The organism is Streptomyces sp. NPDC051320 (assembly GCF_040682175.1).
In the GTDB taxonomy this organism is placed as follows: domain Bacteria; phylum Actinomycetota; class Actinomycetes; order Streptomycetales; family Streptomycetaceae; genus Streptomyces.
The window spans coordinates 315,239-333,291 of sequence record NZ_JBFBAL010000001.1 but is presented as its reverse complement, the minus strand read 5'-3'; the positions used below and the strand labels follow the sequence as shown (position 1 = coordinate 333,291).

Genomic DNA, 18,053 nt, shown 5'->3' with positions numbered 1-18,053 from the left:
CTCGCACTTCTGACTCTGCACAGCGCACGGCACCGTACGCCCAAAGTCCCTCTTCACCGCCGTCACGTACGGCTGGTCCCTTCGGCATGCCTGCCGACGGGCCGTCGACAGCTCGCGTCACCCGCCTCCGCGGGTTGCCACCGGCGGACGGACTCCCGGGCACCACCGCATCGATGGCGGGGCAGCGAAGCACCGCCGCAGGACGAGGAGCCTCATGGACAGTCAGCACAGCGCAGCCCCGCTCGGGGTGGGCATGGTCGGGTACGCCTTCATGGGCGCAGCGCACTCCCAGGCCTGGCGCACGGCAGGCCGGGTCTTCGACCTGCCGATGCGTCCGGTCATGGCCGCCGTATGCGGTCGGGATCCAGAAGGCGTCCGGCGGGCCGCCCACGGCCATGGATGGGCCGCCGCCGAGACCGACTGGCGCGCCCTGATCGCCCGGCCCGACGTGCAGTTGATCGATATCTGCACCCCTGGCGCCAGCCACGCGGAGATCGCTGTCGCGGCTTTGGAGGCCGGCAAGCACGTGCTCTGCGAGAAGCCGCTGGCCAACACCGTCGAGGAGGCCGAGGCGATGGCGCAGGCGGCTGCCCGCGCCGCGCAACGCGGAATCCGCTCCATGGTCGGCTTCAACTACCGTCGTACGCCCGCCCTTACGCTGGCCCGCCAACTGGTCGCCGAAGGGCGGCTCGGTGCCCTGCGGCACGTACGCGCGCAGTACCTGCAGGACTGGATCGTCGATCCGGACTTCCCCCTGGTCTGGCGGTTGCAGCAGGAGCACGCCGGATCGGGCGCGCTCGGCGATCTGGGGGCGCACATCGTGGACCTCGCGCAGTACCTGGCCGGAGAGCGGCTGACGGGGGTGACCGCGCTCACCGAGACCTTCGTACGCTCCCGGCCGCTGCCCGTGACCGCCGGTGACCTGGCAGGGAACTCGACAGCCGGCGTGCCGCGGGGCGTGGTCACGGTGGACGACGCCGCGCTGTTCAACGGCCGCTTCGCGAGTGGTGCCGTGGCCTCCTTCGAAGCCACCCGGTTCGCGACGGGCCGCAAGAACGTGCTGCGGATCGAGCTCAACGGTGAACACGGCAGCCTCGCCTTCGACTTGCAACGACTGAATGAGTTGGAGTTCTACGATGCGAGCGAACCCGCTGAGGCCGCCGGCTTCCGCCGCATCCTGGTCACCGAGCCGAAACACCCCTACCTGGAGGCGTGGTGGCCGCCGGGGCACGTGCTCGGATACGAGCACACCTTCGTGCATCAGATCCGGGACCTGGTGCACGCGATCGCCGCGGGCCAGGATCCCGTGCCGTCCTTCGAGGACGGGCTGCAAGTGCAGCGCGTCATCGCCGCGGTCGAAAGCAGTGCCGCGGCCGGCAGTGCCTGGACCTCCGTTCAACAGCCCGCTGTCGTCGCGGAAGCGGCCCCGGCCTGATCCCGGGCCGGGCTTCATCCCCGTCCCTACCGACCCGCGCAAGGAGCCGCCCCGTGCCCACCGACGCGCCGACCACCCAAGACCTTCCCGCCATCGCCACCCTGCGGGCCGCCCTCGACGCCCGCGCGGCCCCGGTCGCCCGCGCCTGGCTGGAAGCGGCCCTCGCCGTCGTACGACGTCCCAGTGGGCCGGCCTCCGCGACCGGCTCGGAAACCCCACTGTCCCTGGAACAGGCGCTGGCCGCCGCCGGGCGGGTGTGCGGCCGCGCTCCACTGCCCGATCCGTTGGCCGGCTGGACCGTTGACGACGCGACCCGTTGTCTGCTCCTCCACGAAGCGCGCGTCGATGCGGCCGGCGCCGAGCGTCTCTACCGGCGCGGGGATGCGGCCGAACGCCGTGCCGTGCTGCGGGCGCTGCCGTACCTTCCGGTGGGCGCGGAAGCCGTGCCGCTGCTGGAGGACGCGTTGCGTACGAACGACACCCGCCTCGTCGCCGCCGCCCTCGGTCCGTACGCCGCTCGCCACCTGGGCGACCACGCCTGGCGGCATGCCGTCCTCAAATGCGTCTTCACCGGTGTTCCGGTGCGTGCGGTGGCCGGCCTTGCCGCACGGGCCGACGCCGAGCTCGGAAGGATGCTCGCGGATTACGCGCGCGAACGTACGGCCGCCGGGCGCGATGTCCCCGCGGACGTCGACCTGATCCTCGCCCTGCTGCCCGAGCGTTGATGGCGGCGGGGTGCGCACGGCAAGGAAATAGCGGAGCGGCACTTCGGGTACTCATAGAGGCCCGCGTTCCCTTACTCACGCCAGGGCTCCGGGGAATTACCCGCAGATAACGCATTACCCGGCGGATTGTCGTCCCGCGCAGTCGGAACACGGCGTCAAAGGAAAGGCATACGCGGCTGTCGGCGAGGGGCGAAAAAGGGCGGATCGGCGCGAGTGCGCTGGTCCATGCCTTTCGACGTCCGGAATCGAGTGTCGGCTGCAATCGCCCACCAGGCAGGTAGAACGAGTGCTGACGGCGCATCAAAGCGGCTTGAAAAAAAGCTTACTGACGACATATTGACCCCGCCGATGCCCGTCACTAATTTGTTCGTCGGACTTACGAAAAAGGGTGCGCCACGGCAAGTCCCGGGCGGCGTACTTATTTCCGAGGAGTGTGCGGACAAGCCGCAGTCCGACGGACCGGCCTGCCCGCCGGTCCGTGGACCGGTGGCATCGACAGCCGGCGAGTCGTCGGCAGCAGGACATCACCGTACCGAGACTGAGGGAAGCCGATGAGTGGCCCGTTGCTGGAGATGCAAGGCGTCGTCAAGGAATTCCCGGGGGTCAGGGCCCTCGACGGCGTGGACCTCGATGTAGTCGCGGGGGAAGTGCACTGCCTGCTGGGTCAGAACGGCGCCGGCAAGTCGACGTTGATCAAGGTGCTGGCCGGTGCGCACCAGCCCGATGCCGGTCGCGTCGTCTGGCAGGGGGAGCCGATCGCGCTCTCCGCACCCACAGCGGCCACCCACCTCGGGATAGCGACCATCTACCAGGAACTCGACCTCGTCGACGGTCTGTCGGTGGCGGAGAACATCTACCTGGGGCACGAGCAGGCCCGCCTGGGGTTCACCCAGCGGGGACAGATGCGTACGGCCGCCCGTCAGCTGCTCGGCCGCCTGGGGCACGCCGACATCCCGGTCACGTCCGAGGTGGGAAGCCTGTCCGCGGCCGGTAAGCAGGTCGTGAGCATGGCCCGCGCCCTCTCCCACGACGCCCGGCTGATCGTCATGGACGAACCGTCCGCCGTCCTGGCCCACAACGAGGTCGCGAACCTGTTCCGGGTCATCCGCGACCTGACCGCCGAGGGAGTCGCGGTGGTCTACATCTCCCACCGGATGGAGGAGATCCGGGAGATCGGTGACCGGGTCACCGTGCTCAAGGAAGGCCGTACGGTCGCCGCCGGGCTGGCTGCTCGGACCACGCCGACCGCTGAGTTGGTAGCGCTCATGACGGGCCGCGACGTCGAGTACGCGTTCCCGCCGCGACCGGTCCGTGCGGACGCGGATGAGCGCCCGGTGCTGCTGGAGGCCGAAGGGATCGGCCGGCCCGACGAGTTCCATGACATCTCGTTCACCGTGCGCACCGGCGAGATCGTCGGCCTGGCGGGCCTGGTGGGCTCCGGCCGTTCGGAAATCCTCGAGACGGTCTACGGGGCGCGCAGACCGGTCTCCGGCCGCATACGGTTCGCAGGCTCGGCGCTGCGTCCCGGCAGCGTCGGCGCCGCGGTACGGGCCGGAATCGGGCTCGCACCGGAGGAACGCAAAAGCCAAGCGCTCTTCATGTGGGACTCCATCGTCCGCAACGTCTCGATGTCCTCGCTGCGGCGGTTCGCCCGCGCCGGGTTCGTCGACGCCCGAGCCGAACGTGCGGCGGCAACCGAGGCCGTACGCCGACTGGATCTGAGACCGATCGACGTCACCCGTTCCGTGCGCACGCTTTCCGGCGGCAACCAGCAGAAAGCCGTGCTCGCACGGTGGCTGCTCACCGACTGCCGGCTCCTGCTGCTCGACGAGCCGACCCGGGGGGTGGACGTGGGAGCACGGGCCGAGCTGTACGCACTCATCCGAGAGCTCGCCGACTCGGGGGTGGGCGTGGTTCTTGTGTCGAGCGAGGTCCCCGAAGTGCTCGGCATGGCAGATCGCGTCCTCGTCATACGCGAAGGGCGCGTGGTGCACGAAGCCGACGCCCGGGACATCGACGAATCGCAAGTCCTCGACCTGGTGATGGAAGGAAGTGCGGTGTGAATGAGCAAACGCGGCCCCCCGCCGAGGCCGCCCCTACGCCGGCGATCGCCGATCGATCGCCCGCCGAAGTGGTACAGCGGACGAACCCGGGGCCGCCCCGGAAGAGCAGTCGCGGGGCGTCCGCGCTCGGCCGGGTGGGCCAGGTGCGCAACCTCGGCCTGTTCGCGGTGCTGGTCATCCTGTGCGTCGTCGGCGCTGCGACGTCCAGCAATTTCGCGACGAGCCAGAACGTGCTGGTGATCCTCACCAGTGCCGCGGTCGTCGGGGTCATCACGGTCGGGCAGACATTCGTCATCATCGGCGGCGGCATCGACTTGTCCGTGGGGGCCATCGTGGCGCTGGGGTCGGTGTGGTGCACCACGGTGGCCACCCAGTCCTTCGGACTCGGCGGCATGCTGTTGTGCGCCGTTCTCGTCGGAGGGGTGGTCGGGCTGGTCAACGGCCTGATCATCGCTTACGGGCGGGTGGTCGCCTTCATCACCACGATCGCGATGATGGCCAGTGCGCGCGGGCTGGCCGAACGCATCTCGGACCGGCAGTCACAGTTGGTCACGGTAGAACCGTTCAACCAGATCGCGTCCATCAGATTCCTCAACGTACCGCTCCTGGTGTACATCCTGGCGGTGGTCGTGATCGCCGGCTGGGTGCTGCTCAACCGGACCACCTTCGGCCGCCGGACGTACGCGATCGGCGGCAACCCGGAGGCCGCACGCCTCGCCGGCCTCGACGTGCGCCGCCACACCGCCCTGCTCTATGTGCTCTCGGGCGTCTGCTGCGGCATCGCCGCGGTCATGCTCACCGCGCGGACCACCTCGGGCGCGAGCAACCTCGGCAACCTCTACGAACTCGACTCGATCGCGGCGGTCATCATCGGCGGCACGCTGCTCACCGGTGGCCGCGGCTCGCTCATCGGCTCGATTCTCGGCGTGCTGGTCTTCACGACGATCACCAACATCTTCGTGCTCAACAACCTGACGACCGACATCCAGCAGATCGCCAAAGGCGTGATCATCGTCGCCGCGGTGCTGATCCAGCGGCGCGGCCGGGCCGCGGCCACCTAGGGCCGCTCCCGGAAAGCTTCGCCCCGGCGCCACGCGGCGCACGCACACGGCTCGATGGAAGGAACAGTGAGATGTCAGAGTCCGAACACACCACGGTGGGCCGCAGACGCTTCCTCGTCGGAGGCGCCGCGATCGGCAGCGGCGCCCTGCTGGCCGGCTGCACGAGCAACGAGGCCCCGAACACCTCCACCGCTGACGTCACGTCCGCGGGTAAGGCGGGCGCCGGCAACGACAAGCCGGGCAAGCACGTGACCATCGGCTTCTCGGCCCCGGCAGCCGACCACGGCTGGATGTCGGCCATCACGAAGAACGCCAGAGCGCAGGCCGATCAGTACGCCGATGTCTCCATCGAAGCCGTGGAAGGCACCAACGACGTCAACGCGCAGATCAGTCAGGTGCAGACGCTCATCGGCAAGAAGGTCGACGTCCTGGTCATCCTGCCCTTCGACGGCAAGGCGTTGACCTCCGTCGGTCAGCAGGCGATGGACGCCGGCATCCCGGTGGTCAACGTCGACCGCGCCTTCGACACACCGCTCGCCTACCGGACCTGGATCGGTGGCGACAACTACGGCATGGGTCTCAACGCCGGCCTGTACATCGGCAGGACGCTCAAGGCCAAGGGCGTCCACTCACCGGTGATCGGTGAGATCGCAGGCATCGACAACCTGGAACTCACCAAGCAACGCAGTACGGGCTTCAAGGCCGGCCTGGCCAAGTACGGCTTCTCCGTGGGGGTCCGGCAGGCGGCCGACTTCACCGCCGACTCCGGCCATCAGGTCATGAGCAACGTACTCCAGGCGCGCTCGCACCTGGACGCGGTGTGGAATCACGACGACGACCAGGGGATCGGGGTGGAAGCCGCGATCAAGCAGGCCGGCCGCAGCGAGTTCTTCATGGTCGGCGGTGCCGGTTCCAAGCACGCGATGCAGGAGATCAAGACGGGCAGCGCGGTGCTCAAGGCCACGGTCGTCTACCCGTCGAACATGTCGGCTTCGGCGATCCGGCTCGCGAGGCTGATCGCCCAGCAGAAGGCCATGGGCGACCTGGTCGGACAGGACCTGCCGTCCTCGGTCACGTTGTTCTCCGCCATCGTCACCAAGGACAACGTCGACCAGTATCTGCCGGGTGCCTTCAGCTGACGTGCCGTTCGAGCGCGCTTTCCCTTCCCGGACGCATGCCGGGACACCATCAAGGAGGCAGACCGAATGATCCGTACACGTCTCGCAGCTCTCCTGTCAGTGGCCGCTCTGGCGCTGCCCCTGGCAGCCGCCACCGCGCACGCCGGCACTCCGGCCTTCCGGGTGCTGGTCTTCTCCAAGACCACGGGTTTCCGGCACGACTCGATCCCGGACGGGACCGCAGCGATCGAGAAGCTGGGCCAGGAGCACGGCTTCGCCGTCGATGTGACCGAGGATGCCGCCCAGTTCAACGACGCCACCCTGGCCAAGTACCGGACGGTCGTGTTCCTGTCCACCACGGGTGATCCGCTCGACCAGCAGTCGGAGAAGGACGCCTTCCAGCGCTACATCGAGCACGGTGGCGGGTTCACCGGTATCCACGCTGCTGCCGACTCCGGCTACACGTGGGCGTGGTACGGGAACCTGGTCGGTGCGTACTTCCAGGACCACCCGGCGATTCAGCAGGCCACGGTGAACGTCATCGGCCAGGGCACCCCGGCGACCAGAGGACTGCCGAACCGCTGGGTTCGTACCGACGAGTGGTACAACTACCGGTCCAACCCCCGGCAGAACGTCCGGGTGCTGGCCACGGTGGATGAGAGCACCTACAACCCGATCGGCTACACCGGCGGATCGATGGGCGACGACCACCCCATTTCCTGGTGCCACCCCTATGACGGGGGGAGGGCCTTCTACACCGGTCTGGGGCACACGTCGGAGAGCTACACCGATCCGGCCTTCCTGTCACACATCCTCGGCGGGATCGAGATGACGGCAGGTGCGGCGAAGTTCAACTGCGACCCCGCCGACACGGAGTGACCGGGTCGGGGAAACCCCGGGCCGCCTCACCGCTCGCCCGCCCGGATTCCCACGGGGACGACAACGACGCCAGGCACATGCACAGCGGGGCACGGCGCGGACCAAGGCGAGCCGCGTCGTACGACGGAGGTGACGGACATGGATGAACACAGCAACCGTACGGGAGTGTGGCTGGTGGGCGGCCGCGGATCGGTGGCCACCACGGTGATCGCGGGCACGGCCGCGCTACGGGCCGGCCTGGCCGGGCCGGTCGGGTGTGTGACCGAGCAGCCGGGGTTCCCGGACGCCGGACTGCCGCGCCCGGCCGACCTGTTCTTCGGCGGGCACGATCTCTCCTGCACGCCGTTGCCCAAAAGGGCCGAGCAGCTGGTCGAGGCGGGGGTCCTGCCGCACGGACTTCCGGCTGCCGTCCACGACGACCTGGTCGCAGCCGACGCCGAGATACGCCCCGCCGTCCTCCCCGGGCGAGGTCGCCGGCAGTCCGAGGCGGCCGAGGCAGTGGAGGCGGACATCACCGCCTTCCGCGAGCGGCACGGCCTGGCGCGGGTAGTCGTGGTCAACATCTCCTCGACCGAACCGGTCGCCGAGGCGCACCCCGCCCACGCATCGGTCCGAGCACTGCGCGCCGCGCTGGCTGAAGGACAGGACGTACTGCCGTCCAGCTCGCTCTACGCCTACGCCGCGCTGTCCGCGGGATGTCCCTATGTCGATTTCACCCCTTCTACCGGCATGCGGATTCCGGCGCTGGCCGAGTTGGCCGCTGCCGCGGGTCTGCCTTACGCGGGCAGCGACGGCAAGACCGGTGAGACCCTGCTGAAGGCCACACTGGGACCGATGTTCGCCTCGCGCGGCCTGGATGTGCGGGCCTGGTCCGGCACGAACCTGCTCGGTGGCGGCGACGGCGAGACCCTGGCCGATCCGGCGGCGATGGCCAGCAAGACCGCGTCCAAGCAGCGCGTGCTGACCGAGACGCTGGGGCACCCGGTCGAGGGCGACGTGCACATCGACAACGTCCCGTCGCTGGGCGACTGGAAGACGGCCTGGGACCATGTGGCCTTCGAGGGTTTCCTCGGCGTGCGGATGACCCTGCAGTTCACCTGGGCCGGCTGCGACTCGGCTCTGGCCGCCCCGTTGGTTCTCGACCTGGCCCGGCTGATGGCGCGGGCTCACGAGCGAGGCGTCCGTGGCCCCATCGCCGAGCTGGCGTACTTCTTCAAGGACCCGGTCGGCGCCACGGAACACGGTGTGATGCGCCAGTACGAGACCCTGCGCGCTTTCGCCGCCCGCCTCGGAGAGCACCGATGAGCACCTCCGCGGCCGGGACAACGCGGGCGCTGCTGGAGCTGATACGCGCACCGGCGGCGCTCAGCGTGCCGGGGGACGTACTGGCCGGAGCGGCCGCTGCGCACCGACCGCTCACCCGCTCCGTGGCCGGCCTCACCGCCTCCTCCGTCTGCCTGTACTGGGCCGGGATGGCCCTCAACGACTGGGCCGACCGTGAGCTGGACGCCGTCGAGCGTCCGGAGCGGCCGATCCCGTCCGGCCGGGTGGGTTCGGCCGTCGCCCTGGGCGTCGCCGGCTCCCTGACCGCCGCATCGCTGGGACTGGCCGTCGTCAGTGGGGGGCCCAGGGCGCTGGCGATCGCCGGGCCGCTGGCGGCCACCGTCTGGTACTACGACCTGCGCGCCAAGTCCGGCCCGGCGGGCCCGGCGGTGATGGCCGCGGCCCGCGGCCTCGACGTCCTGCTCGGTGCGGGAACCGGCCGGCTGCGCAGCGCGCTGCCGGCGGCGGCCACCGTGGCCGCCCACACGCTGGCCGTCACCGTGCTCAGCCGCACGGAGGTGACCGGCGCCGACCCCCGGCTGGCCGGAACCATGGTGGCCGCCACCGGGGGAGTGGTGCTCGCGGCGGGACGGGCCTCCGGAGCGGTCGGCCGGGGCGGGAACCGGTGGCATCGCTCGGCCGCCGCGAGCGCCCTCGCCGTGTACGGGACCACCGTCGGCCGAGCCCAGCTGCGGGCGGTCGGCGACCCCGCACCCCGGCAGGTGCGGCGCGCCGTCGGCGCGGGCATCCTCGGCCTGATCCCGCTGCAGGCCGCGCTCACCGCGGGCGCGGGGGCACTGCGGTCCGCGCTGCCGGTGGCCGCCGCCTTTCCGGTGGCCCGCGCGCTGTCCAGGCGGGTGTCACCGACATGAGAGACGCTTCCCCGGGCGCCACCGGCGGCGCGGCCGGTCCGACTACCGCCGGCCCGAGTGCGGCGAGCATCCCGGCCCTGCGCTACGGCTTCGGCACCAACGGCTTCGCCAACCACCGTCTCGGTGACGCACTGGCCGTCATCGCCGACCTGGGTTACGACGGCGTGGCGCTCACCCTCGATCACCACCATCTCGATCCGTACGCCCCCGACATGGCGGCCCGGGTGGCGACCCTTGGCCACCGGCTGGACGAACTGGGTCTGACCGTGATCGTGGAGACCGGCGCACGTTATCTGCTCGACCCCTGGCACAAGCACGAACCCACCCTGCTCTCGACCGACGGCCGACCGCGCCGGGTGGACTTCCTGCGCCGGGCGGTGGAGATCGGCGCGGGCCTCGGTGCACAGGCGGTCTCGTTCTGGAGCGGTGTCAAACCGCCTGCGGTCCCCACCCGGACCGCCTGGGACCGGCTGGTCGACGGCTGCGCCCACGTGGTGGCGGCGGCGCAGACGGCCGGCGTCGTCCTCGGTTTCGAACCGGAGCCGGGGATGCTGGTCGAGAATCTCCACGGCTACGAGCAACTCGCTGCCGCGCTCGGCCACCCGGCCGCTTTCGGTCTGACCCTGGACATCGGCCACTGCCGCTGCCTGGAGCCGTACTCGGTGGCCGACTGCGTGCGCCGCAGCAAGGACCGACTGGTGAACGTGCAGATCGACGACATGCGCCGTGGCACGCACGAGCACCTGGAGTTCGGCAGCGGCGAGATCGACTTCCCGCCGGTCCTGGCCGCGCTCGCCCAGGTGGGCTACGCCGGGCTGGTCGCGGTGGAACTGCCCCGGCACAGCCACGACGCCCCGGGTGTGGCCCGCCGTTCACTGGACTTCCTGCGCTCGTCCGAGTACGGACCCCGCCCGGACACCGCGGACCCGGCGGCCGCACCCGGCCCGTCCGCATCGGCCGACGACCATCCCAGCTCCGAGGAGGCTGCATGCGCATCTTCGACCCCCACATCCACATGACCTCGCGCACCACCGACGACTATCAGGCGATGTACGCCGCCGGGGTGCGCGCTCTGGTGGAGCCGGCGTTCTGGCTGGGGCAGCCGCGCACGTCGGTGGGCAGCTTCCTGGACTACTTCGACTCCCTCATCGGCTGGGAGCCGTTCCGCGCGGCCCAGTTCGGCATACGCCATCACTGCACCCTCGCGCTGAACCCGAAGGAGGCCAACGATCCGCGCTGCGCGGAGGTGCTGGAGCACCTGCCGCGGTACCTGGCCAAGGACGGGGTGGTCGCTGTCGGTGAGATCGGGTACGACTCGATGACGCCCGAGGAGGACGAGGCGTTCGCCGTCCAGCTGCAGCTGGCGATCGCCCATGGTCTGCCGGCACTGGTCCACACACCGCACCGGGACAAGGCGGCGGGAACCGGACGCACGCTGGACGTGGTCAGGGAGTCCGGCATCGCCCCCGAACGGGTGGCCGTCGACCATCTCAACGAGCTGACCGCCGCTCAGGTGGCTGAGGCCGGCTGCTGGATGGGGTTTTCCATCTACCCCGACACCAAGATGGACGAGCAGCGCATGGTGCGCATTCTCCGGGAGTTCGGCACCGAGCGGGTGCTGGTCAACTCGGCCGCGGACTGGGGGCGCAGCGATCCGCTGAAGACCCGGAGGACCGCCGAGGCGATGATCGCCGCCGGCTTCTCGTCCGACGATGTGGACCAGGTCGTCTGGCGCAACCCGGTCGCCTTCTACGCGCAGAGCGGCCGACTGGAACTCGACTCGCCCGTCCCGCTCGGCGTGGAGACCGAACCCGCCCCGGCCGGCGCCACGTTCGCGGGCAACTCCGTGCTCCGCGGTGTCCGGGGGGAGGCGTAACGTGCGGCTGCTCCATCCCGATGGCACCCCCGTCCATATCGCGTACTGCACCAACGTGCATCCGGCCGAGGACCTCGACGGTGTGCTGGCACAGCTCGGCCGCTACGCCGAGCCGGTACGCGAGCGGCTCGGCGTTCCGGTCCTCGGCCTCGGCCTGTGGCTCGCGCACGAGGCCGCCACCGCCCTCGCGGCAGACCCGTCCGCGGTGGGCAGACTGCGCGCCGAACTGACGGCCCGGGGCTTGGAGGTGGTCACGCTCAACGGCTTTCCGTACCGCGGATTTCACGCTCCTGTCGTCAAACGCGCCGTCTACCGGCCCGACTGGAGTTCGCCCGACCGGGTGCGCTACACCCTCGACCTCGCCCGCATCCTGGCCGCCCTGCTGCCCGCCGGCGTCGCGTACGGCAGCATCTCCACGCTGCCGCTGGGCTGGCGCACGCCCTGGCCGCCGGGCCGCGCGGAAACCGCCGCGCGCCGACTGGACGAACTCGCCGCGGGTCTGGCCGCCATCGCCGACGAGACGGGCCGTACGATCCGCGTCGCCCTGGAACCGGAACCGGGCTGTGTCGTGGAAAGCACCGAACAGGCCGCCCAGCACCTCTCCGGCGTCGACACCGACCGCATCGGAGTCTGCCTGGACGGCTGCCACCTCGCGGTCGGTTTCGAGGAGCCGGCCGCCGCGCTCGCCCGCCTGGACGCGGCGGGACTCACGGTCGTGAAGACCCAGGCCTCCTGCGCGCTGCAGGCCGACGACCCGTCGGACCCGGCGACGCGGGCGGCACTGACGGCGTTCACGGAGGAACGCTTCCTGCACCAGGTCCGCGAGCCCGGCGGACCGGACGCGGCCGGGCCCCCGCAGGCGGTCGACGACCTGGACGAGGCGCTGGCCGGGCGGCTGCCCGGCCGGAACCCTTGGCGGGTCCACTTCCACGTGCCGCTGCACACCGACCCCGCTCCGCCGCTGCGCACCACCCGCCCCGTGCTCCGGGCCACACTCGCCGCACTCTTCGGCGGGGAGCGCGCCCGCACCGCGCATGTGGAGACCGAGACCTACACCTGGGGCGTGCTGCCGGCCGACCGTCGGCCCCGGACGCCCGGCGCCCTCGCTGACGGGATCGCCGCCGAACTGGCGTTCACCCGTGACCACCTGCTGGACCTCGGACTGAAGGAGACCGCAGGATGAGTGCCGACCCCCTGCTCGTCATCGACGTGGTGGGACTGACCCCCCGCCTGCTGGCCCACATGCCCCGACTGCGCGCGGTGGGCGACGCGGGCTTCACCTCCCGGCTCGACACCTCCTTCCCCGCCGTCACCTGCACGGTGCAGTCCACGCTGCTCACCGGGCAGCCGGCGACCGGGCACGGGATCGTCGGCAACGGCTGGTACTTCCGGGAACTCGGCGAAGTCTTCCTGTGGCGCCAGCACAACGCACTGGTCGGCGGTGAAAAGCTCTGGGAGGCGGCCCGGCGGTCGCAGCCCGGGTACCGGGTCGCCAACATCTGCTGGTGGTACGCCATGGGAGCCGACGTCGACTTCACCGTCACTCCCCGGCCGGTCTACTACGCGGACGGCCGCAAGGAACCCGACTGCTACGCACATCCGCCGAGCCTGCACGCCGAACTCACCGGCAAACTCGGTACGTTCCCGCTGTTCACCTACTGGGGGCCGACGGCCTCGATCGCCTCCTCCCGATGGATCGTCGACGCGACCCGCCACATGCTGGCCACCCATGCGCCCGATCTCACACTTGCCTACGTCCCGCACCTCGACTACGACCTGCAGCGTTTCGGCCCCGACGATCCGCGCGCCCTCGCGGCGGCGGCCGAGGTGGACCGGGTCCTCGGCCCACTCCTGGACGACGCCGCCGCCCGCGGGGTCACCGTGGTGGCACTCTCGGAGTACGGCATCACCGGGGTTTCCCGGGCGGTGGACGTCAACCGGGTACTGCGCCGCGCCGGGCTGCTGAACGTGTACACACAGGACGGAATGGAGTACCTGGACCCGTGGACGTCGGCCGCCTTCGCGGTCGCCGACCACCAGGTCGCGCACGTCTACGTGGCCGATCCCGCCGACACCGACCGCGTCCGGGAACTGCTCTCCGGCACCGACGGCGTGGCGGAGGTACTCGACGAGCAGGGCAAGAAGGACTACGGCATCGACCACGCCCGCGCCGGGGACCTGGTCGCGGTCGCCGACCAGGACGCCTGGTTCACCTACTACTACTGGCTCGACGACGCCCGGGCCCCGGACTTCGCCCGGCTCGTGGAGATCCACCGCAAACCCGGCTACGACCCGGCCGAGTTGTTCATGGACCCCGAGGATCCGCGGGTCAAGCTGCGGGCCGCAGTGGCGCTGGCCCGCAAGAAGCTCGGCATGCGCTACCGGATGAGCGTCGTCCCGCTGGACCCCACGCCGGTGCGCGGCAGCCACGGCCGGCTGCCCGACCGTCCCGAGGACGGGCCGGTCCTGCTCTGCTCGCGCCCGGGCGAGGCGCGCGAGCGCTACGCCGCGACCGAGGTGAAGGACCTGCTGCTGCGTCTCGCCGGTCTCCCGGAGAGCGCACCCGGGCCCCGCTGACTCACTCCCTGCCAACGCACCGTATCCGCACCACGTTTGGAGGACCTATGCCACGCCCGGTCACCCTGTTCACCGGCCAGTGGGCGGACCTACCCTTCGAGGAGGTCTGCCGACTGGCGTCGAAGTGGGGATACGACGGGTTGGAAATCGCCTGCTGGGGTGACCACTTCGAGGTCGACAAGGCTCTGGCGGACGACACCTACATACCGCGCAAGCAAGCCCTGCTGGAGAAGTACCGCCTGCGGTGCTGGACGCTTTCCTGCCACCTGACCGGCCAAGCTGTGTGCGACCACCCCATCGACGAGCGCCACCGGCGCATTCTGCCGGCCCGCGTCTGGGGTGACGGTCAGCCCGAAGGGGTACGCCGGCGCGCCGCTGAGGAGGTGAAGGACACGGCTCGCGCGGCTGCGGCCTTCGGAGTGAAGACCGTGGTGGGGTTCACGGGCTCCTCGATCTGGCACATGGTGGCGATGTTCCCGCCGGTGCCGCCGGAGATGATCGAACGCGGATACGCCGACTTCGCGGAGCGGTGGAACCCGATCCTCGACGTCTTCGACGAGGTCGGGGTGCGCTTCGCCCACGAGGTGCATCCGTCCGAGATCGCCTATGACTACTGGACGACGGTACGCACGCTGGAGGCGATCGGGCACCGGGAGGCGTTCGGACTCAACTTCGATCCGTCCCACTTCGTGTGGCAGGACCTGGATCCGGTGGGCTTCCTGTGGGACTTCCGGGACCGGATCTACCACGTGGACTGCAAGGAGTCGGTCAAGCAGCTCAACGGGCGCAACGGACGGCTGGGTTCTCATCTGCCGTGGGCGGACCCGCGCCGCGGCTGGGACTTCGTCTCCACGGGCCATGGGAACGTCCCGTGGGAGGCTTGCTTCCGGATGCTGAACGCGATCGAGTATGAGGGCCCGATCTCGGTCGAGTGGGAGGACGCGGGAATGGACCGGTTGGTCGGCGGTCCGGACGCGCTGGCCTTCGTCCGCGGGCTCACCGCCATCGAACCGCCCCGCCAGGCCTTCGACGCCGCGTTCGGTTCCGGCGACTGACACCCGCAGGACGCCGCGGCCATCGCCCGGCCTGCTGAAACACCGTGACTCCCCGGGGAGCACCACCCGGGGAGTCCGTCCGTGTGCCCGGCTCCGGCCTGGCACGCTTCCCCGGACTGGCACGCTTCCCCGGCACGTCAGTGCTCCGCGGAGCCGTCGGGGACGGCGCCGCGGAGCGGGGACGAGCCGGTGCTGGTCAGCCCAGGGTGAGGGCGTCGAGGCTGAACAGGTCACCACTGCCACCGGTGAAGACCATGTACAGCTTGTGCGTCCCGCCCGGGTCCTTCACCGGTGCGCTCACCGTGGTGTAGGCGCCGGATGTGGCGCCGACGGCGGCGGAGCCCAGCAGGGGACCGGTCGGTGAATCGGCGTGCACCTCGATGGTGCCCCCCGAGCCGGCCGAGGCAGCCCGGAAGTCGATGGCGCTCACGCCCTGAAGGTCGTACGGGTCGAACTCGATCCAGTCACCGTTGTTGATGGAGGTGACCGCTTCCGCGCCCTGGGCGTTGGCGTCCGCGCTGGTCCGGACGCCGGACTGGGAGCGGTAGAACTCAGCCTGCTTGGCCTTGGGCTGAAGGATGATCTGCGTCGTGCCGGTGAGGTCGGGCACCCCGGCGGTCGGCGAGGTGTCCGTGTAGGTGGCCGAGAAGATGCCGTAGAAGTTGTCGGCATCGGTGTGGCCCGCGGTGGTCATGCTGAACGTACCGCTGCAGCCGCTCTGCTGCGAGAGGTTGTGGGAGTGCTCCTCGTGGCCCAAGGAGTAGTTTACCTGCACCTTGGAGCAGTCCACCGGCGTGCCGTCCGGGTCGGTCACATCGACCTTCCACCCGACCTGGTCCCCGTCCTTGAAGGTCAGACCGTTCGGCGGGGAGGAGAACTCCAGGACGGGTGCCGTGTTCCCCACGGTGATGAGGACGGCCGCGACGCCCGTTCTGCCGCTCGGGTCGGTCACGGTGAGCTTGGCGTGGTACTGGCCGTCGGCGCTGTACGTGTAGGACGGGGTGGCACTCGTGGAGTCGACCGTGCCGTCGTTGTCGAAGTCCCACGCGTAGGTGAGTGTGTCCTTCTCCGGATCGGTGGAGCCGGAGCCGTCGAACCCGACGGTCAGCGGGCTCTTGCCCGAGGTGACGTCCGTGGTGATGGCGGCGGTCGGCGCCTTGTTGCCCGGTGCGTACTCGATCTTGTAGAGGCCGGCGTCGAGTGAACCGCCGAACCAGGCGCTGCCGTAGTCGAGCACGTACAGGGAGCCGTCCGGGCCGAACTCGGTGTCGATCGGCTCGACGAGGTGGGCCCAGTCGCTACCGGTGGTCAGGGTGTCAATGGACTGGATGTCGCCCTTGCTGTCGGACGTGATCGGCTTGATCCAGTGCTGGCTGAACTCGTAGGCGAAGAACTTGTTGTCGTAGCTCTGGGGGAACTTGACCTGCGAGTCCAGCTTCGCGTCGTAGTGGTACACCGGCCCGGCCATCGGCGCACCCTGGCCGCCCAGCTGGGGGAACTGCGTGTTGCCGGCGTAGTGGTTCCAGATCCAGGCCGGCTGGGCCGGCGGCAGGTCCGTCAGGCCGGTGTTGTTGGGCGAGTCGTTCACCGGGTGCGCGCAGTCGAAGGGCTGCCCCGACGTGCCGGTGGCGAAGTCGTACTGAATGTACGGCGTGTTGTCGCCGATGCAGTACGGCCAGCCGAAGTTGCCGGGCTTGGTGATCCGGTTGTACTCAACGGTGTTCTCCGGCCCGCGCAGTGGGTCGGGGCTGCCGGCGTCCGGCCCGTAGTCGGCCAGGTAGACCACGCCGGTCTTCTGGTCGATGGAGAACCGGAAGGGGTTGCGGAAGCCCATCGCGTAGATCTCGGGACGAGTCTTCGCGGTCCTCTTCGGGAACAGGTTCCCCTTGGGGACGGTGTAAGTGCCGTTGCCCTTGACCTTGATCCGCAGCAGTTTGCCGCGCAGGTCGTTGGTGTTCGCCGCCGCCCGCTGCTCGTCGTAGGTGGGGTTACGGCCCGAGCGCGAGTCGATGGGGCTGTAGCCGTCGGAGTCGAACGGGTTGGTGTCGCCGCCCGTGGCCAGCAGCAGATTGCCCTTGGCATCGAAGTGCATGTCTCCGGCGACGTGGCAGCACTGACCGCGCTCGGTGTCCACCTGCATGATCTTCTGCTCGCTCGACAGGTCGAGCTTCCCGTTGCTGTACGTGAAGCGCGAGAGCTGGTTGTGCCCCTTGAAGGGGGCGAGTTCCGCCGCGGTCCCCCAGTCGGGGGCGTCGGTGGTGGGTGTGTCGAGCTTCGGCGCGTAGTACGCGTAGACCCAGTGGTTGTGCTTGAAGTTGGGGTCGAGCGCGATGGTCTGCAGACCGTCCTCGTCGTGGGTGTACACGTCGAGCTTCGCCGCCACGTTCGTGAGGCCGTCGAGCGTCGTGTCGTAGATGACGCCGTCGCGGGAGCTGTGCAGGACACTGCCGTCGGGGAGCACGGCGAGCCCCATGGGCTCGCCGACCTGGTCGGGGCCCTTGGCGAGGGTTACCTGCTGGAAGTCTGCGGTGGCCGTGGCGGCTGCCGCCGCCGGTTCTGTGTGTGCCTGCGTCCGCGCGGACGCGGACGTCGGTCCCGCTATCGCCACCCCGACGCTGAGCATGGTGCCCAACGTGGCGGTGAGGAACCGGGTCAAAGGTATATGCACGTGCTGTCTGCCTCTCTGAAGGCCGTCCGGATCCGAAGTCGGGGCGGCGGGTGGCGGACTGTCGCTTGCGCTGTGCGGCGGACCGATGACGCTCGCGTCCGGCGGCCCGGCTGCTGGGCGGCAACCGGTGATCGCGCCTTGCGGGAGGCCGGGAGTGCGGCACCCGGAGAACGCGAGCGGCTCCGGTTCATGACGGAGCGTCGCAAGCGTGGCGCGCTCCGGGGTCACTGGCAAGGGCTACTGCTCAGTTCGAGCAACAATTCCCCAGAAGTGAGCCTATCTTTTGGTCACTTGAGGATAAAGATGAGAAAATTCAGGCCGAACCATGGACAGCTCGGCCGGGCCCTTCTACTGTTTCGGCGCGACGAGGCAACATCGCGTGGCGAGGCGCCGCGTGAGGA

General features: G+C 70.0%; 14 protein-coding genes. 13 read left to right on the top strand and 1 reads right to left on the bottom strand.

The features are described from left to right. The first annotated feature begins 214 nt into the window (after positions 1–214). The 13 genes from AB0M87_RS01475 to AB0M87_RS01415 all read left to right on the top strand — a co-directional run bounded on the left by AB0M87_RS01475 (position 215) and on the right by AB0M87_RS01415 (position 14,984). Positions 215–1,435, top strand: a complete 1,221-nt coding sequence (locus AB0M87_RS01475) for a Gfo/Idh/MocA family oxidoreductase (RefSeq protein WP_365849183.1) — start codon at positions 215–217, stop codon at positions 1,433–1,435. 53 nt (positions 1,436–1,488) lie between these two features. After that, a complete protein-coding gene (locus tag AB0M87_RS01470) occupies positions 1,489–2,160 on the top strand; it encodes an EboA domain-containing protein (RefSeq protein ID WP_365849181.1) in 672 nt (223 codons plus the stop codon). A gap of 551 nt (positions 2,161–2,711) precedes the next feature. Next, entirely contained in the window at positions 2,712–4,223 is a 1,512-nt protein-coding gene (locus AB0M87_RS01465; protein WP_365849179.1) for a sugar ABC transporter ATP-binding protein, read from the top strand. A 68-nt stretch (positions 4,224–4,291) separates the two neighbouring features. Beyond that, positions 4,292–5,284, top strand: a complete 993-nt coding sequence (locus AB0M87_RS01460) for an ABC transporter permease (protein WP_365849862.1) — start codon at positions 4,292–4,294, stop codon at positions 5,282–5,284. Positions 5,285–5,355: 71 nt separating this feature from the next. Continuing rightward, the gene (locus tag AB0M87_RS01455) at positions 5,356–6,423 is read left to right on the top strand and encodes a substrate-binding domain-containing protein (RefSeq protein WP_365849177.1); all 1,068 of its coding nucleotides are present in this window, start codon (positions 5,356–5,358) and stop codon (positions 6,421–6,423) included. 66 nt (positions 6,424–6,489) lie between these two features. Beyond that, complete coding sequence (locus AB0M87_RS01450; RefSeq protein ID WP_365849176.1) at positions 6,490–7,281, top strand: ThuA domain-containing protein; 792 nt, start codon at positions 6,490–6,492, stop codon at positions 7,279–7,281. Between the two features lie 138 nt (positions 7,282–7,419). Continuing rightward, a complete protein-coding gene (locus AB0M87_RS01445; RefSeq protein WP_365849175.1) occupies positions 7,420–8,586 on the top strand; it encodes an inositol-3-phosphate synthase in 1,167 nt (388 codons plus the stop codon). Continuing rightward, positions 8,583–9,476: an SCO3242 family prenyltransferase gene (locus tag AB0M87_RS01440; protein WP_365849174.1), complete on the top strand. Its 894-nt coding sequence runs from the start codon at positions 8,583–8,585 to the stop codon at positions 9,474–9,476. The genes AB0M87_RS01445 and AB0M87_RS01440 overlap by 4 nt, the downstream gene beginning before the upstream one ends. Beyond that, the gene (locus AB0M87_RS01435; protein WP_365849173.1) at positions 9,473–10,495 is read left to right on the top strand and encodes a sugar phosphate isomerase/epimerase family protein; all 1,023 of its coding nucleotides are present in this window, start codon (positions 9,473–9,475) and stop codon (positions 10,493–10,495) included. Before AB0M87_RS01440 ends, AB0M87_RS01435 begins: the two co-directional genes overlap by 4 nt. Then, on the top strand, positions 10,465–11,352 hold the full coding sequence (locus AB0M87_RS01430; protein ID WP_365849172.1) for a TatD family hydrolase: 888 nt from the start codon (positions 10,465–10,467) through the stop codon (positions 11,350–11,352). The genes AB0M87_RS01435 and AB0M87_RS01430 overlap by 31 nt, the downstream gene beginning before the upstream one ends. 1 nt (position 11,353) lies before the next feature. Next, positions 11,354–12,535, top strand: coding sequence for a metabolite traffic protein EboE (eboE, locus tag AB0M87_RS01425; RefSeq protein ID WP_365849171.1), 1,182 nt, complete (start codon positions 11,354–11,356; stop codon positions 12,533–12,535). Beyond that, positions 12,532–13,929, top strand: coding sequence for a nucleotide pyrophosphatase/phosphodiesterase family protein (locus AB0M87_RS01420; RefSeq protein ID WP_365849170.1), 1,398 nt, complete (start codon positions 12,532–12,534; stop codon positions 13,927–13,929). Before eboE ends, AB0M87_RS01420 begins: the two co-directional genes overlap by 4 nt. A 47-nt stretch (positions 13,930–13,976) precedes the next feature. Beyond that, positions 13,977–14,984, top strand: coding sequence for a sugar phosphate isomerase/epimerase family protein (locus AB0M87_RS01415; protein WP_365849169.1), 1,008 nt, complete (start codon positions 13,977–13,979; stop codon positions 14,982–14,984). Between the two features lie 196 nt (positions 14,985–15,180). Here AB0M87_RS01415 and AB0M87_RS01410 read toward each other — a convergent pair whose 3' ends face one another. Next, the gene (locus tag AB0M87_RS01410; RefSeq protein ID WP_365849167.1) at positions 15,181–17,607 is read right to left on the bottom strand and encodes a PQQ-dependent sugar dehydrogenase; all 2,427 of its coding nucleotides are present in this window, start codon (positions 17,605–17,607) and stop codon (positions 15,181–15,183) included. Between the last annotated feature and the right edge of the window lie 446 nt (positions 17,608–18,053).